General features: G+C 52.8%; 3 protein-coding genes. 1 reads left to right on the top strand and 2 read right to left on the bottom strand.

Annotation, left to right across the window (positions count from 1 at the left end; all coding sequences use genetic code 11):
• On the top strand, nt 1-413 hold a 413-nt coding region (locus BBW68_RS03110; RefSeq protein WP_148127524.1), incomplete at its 5' end, for a DDE-type integrase/transposase/recombinase.
• A gap of 166 nt (nt 414-579) precedes the next feature.
• Here BBW68_RS03110 and BBW68_RS03105 read toward each other — a convergent pair.
• Nucleotides 580-768 carry a YpfN family protein gene (locus tag BBW68_RS03105; RefSeq protein ID WP_070133962.1) on the bottom strand — a complete coding sequence of 63 codons (189 nt, stop codon included), beginning with the start codon at nt 766-768 and terminating at the stop codon, nt 580-582.
• Nucleotides 769-786: 18 nt separating this feature from the next.
• Nucleotides 787-1,914 carry a succinyl-diaminopimelate desuccinylase gene (gene dapE, locus BBW68_RS03100; protein WP_070133961.1) on the bottom strand — a complete coding sequence of 376 codons (1,128 nt, stop codon included), beginning with the start codon at nt 1,912-1,914 and terminating at the stop codon, nt 787-789.
• Nucleotides 1,915-1,959 lie beyond the last annotated feature (45 nt).

Below are 1,959 nucleotides of genomic sequence, written 5' to 3'. Positions count from 1 at the left end.
GGGGCTGCACCATTGACTTTTACCTGTCTTCACGTCGTCACACCAAAGCCGCCTATCGCTTTATGGGTAAACTTCTGAATAATACGAAGCGCCTGCAAATTCCACGGTTGATCAACACAGATAAAGCCCCGACGTATGGGCGGGCGCTGGCATTGCTGAAGCGGGAAGGTAAATGTCCGCAGCATGTGCATCACCGGCAAATACAGTACCGGAATAATATAATTGAGTGCGATCATGGCAAACTGAAACGGATAATCAACGCCACGCTGGGCTTCAAATCAATGAAGACGGCTTACGCCACAATCAAAGGCATTGAAGTGATGCGTGCGCTACAAAAAGGTCAGGCAGAATCATTTTATTTGGGGCATCCCCTAGGCGAGATGCGTCTGGTGAGCAGAGTCTTTGAAAGATAAGACCTTTCAATAACACGAAAGGCTAACTCATCAATATCTTTGCAACAGTGCCCGCTTAACTGCGTTATCATAGGGATGGTGCGCGATGGAAGTCATGGTCAGGCGATCTCCAAAGATACGATTCAATCTCCTAACCATCAGGATGAAATTAAATAAGGATTTGAGGCTACTTCTTTTTCGGCCAGTCGTCTTCGTCATCCCACTTATCGTTGAAATCACGATGCGGTGGCAGTTCAGGCTTGTTATCAAGAAACTTTTTATGATCGATACACTTCAGGCCTTTATAGACATTCATCAGAATACCGATCATCAGCAGGATCACCAATATCCAACAGTAATGCTTTAAAAATTCCATATCTTCACCCCAGATCGCTTAGGCAATCAGCTGTTCCATAATCCGCTGATACATGCGGCTTAACAGCTGCAGATCGGCGGCTTTGACACACTCATTGATCTTATGAATGGTTGCGTTCACCGGACCCAGTTCCACTATCTGTGCGCCCATGCGGGCAATAAAGCGCCCGTCAGAGGTGCCACCGGTGGTGAGCAGCTGCGGTCTGATCTCATTATAGTGCTCAACTGAGTTAACTACAGCATCCACCAGCTTACCGCGTGAGGTCAGGAACGGCTGACCGGACACTTTCCACTCAATGCTATAGCGCAGCTGATGGCGGTCTAGCAGTTCCTGCACGCGCTGAACGATCAGCTCGTCGGTCAGTTCGGTGCTGAAACGGAAGTTGAACTGCACGAAGCAGTCGCTAGGGATCACGTTATTGCTGCCGGTGCCGGCCTGCACGTTGGCAATCTGCATGCTGGTCGGCGGAAAGAATTCGTTGCCCTGGTCCCACTCGGTGGCTACCAGCTCATTCAGCGCGGGTATTGCACGGTGTACCGGGTTATCGGCGAGGTGCGGATAAGCCACATGGCCCTGCACGCCGTGAATCGTCAGGTTGGCGGTCATTGACCCGCGACGACCATTTTTCACCACGTCACCCACCACTTCGGTGCTCGACGGCTCGCCCACCAAGCAGTAATCCATGCGCTCGTTGCGCGCCATCAGCGCTTTCACGACTTTCACCGTGCCGTTAATGGCGCAGGCCTCTTCATCAGAGGTAATCAGGAACGCTAGGCGGCCTTTGTGGTTTGGATGCGCGGCGACAAAGCGCTCGGCGGCCACGGTCATCGCCGCCAGTGAGCCTTTCATATCGGCCGAGCCGCGGCCGAACAGCATGCCGTCGCGAATGGTGGGTTCAAACGGCGGGTTGATCCAGCGGTTGGCATCGCCGGTCGGCACCACGTCGGTGTGGCCGGCAAATGCTAGGGTTTCACCCTGACCGCGCCCCGCCCAGAAATTCTGGGTATCACCGATGTTCATCGGTTCAATAGTGAAGCCTAGCGCCTGCAGGCGGGCAATCAGAATAGCCTGACAACCGGCATCATCCGGGCTGAGGGAAGGGCGACGAATAAGCTGCTGCGTCAGCTCAATGACCGGACAGTACATGATTATGACTTCTCCTGAATAAACGGGGCATTGTTGCAAAGATAT

The sequence above is a fragment of the Candidatus Erwinia dacicola genome, assembly GCF_001756855.1.
GTDB classification, from domain to species: Bacteria; Pseudomonadota; Gammaproteobacteria; order Enterobacterales; family Enterobacteriaceae; genus Erwinia; species Erwinia dacicola.
This window is presented reverse-complemented; position numbering and strand designations above follow the sequence as displayed.

Bases quoted from the DNA above. Each gene is read 5' to 3' on its own strand.
- BBW68_RS03105 (WP_070133962.1), bottom strand. From the start codon at position 768: ATGGAATTTTTAAAGCATTACTGTTGGATATTGGTGATCCTGCTGATG.
- dapE (WP_070133961.1), bottom strand. From the start codon at position 1,914: ATGTACTGTCCGGTCATTGAGCTGACGCAGCAGCTTATTCGTCGCCCT.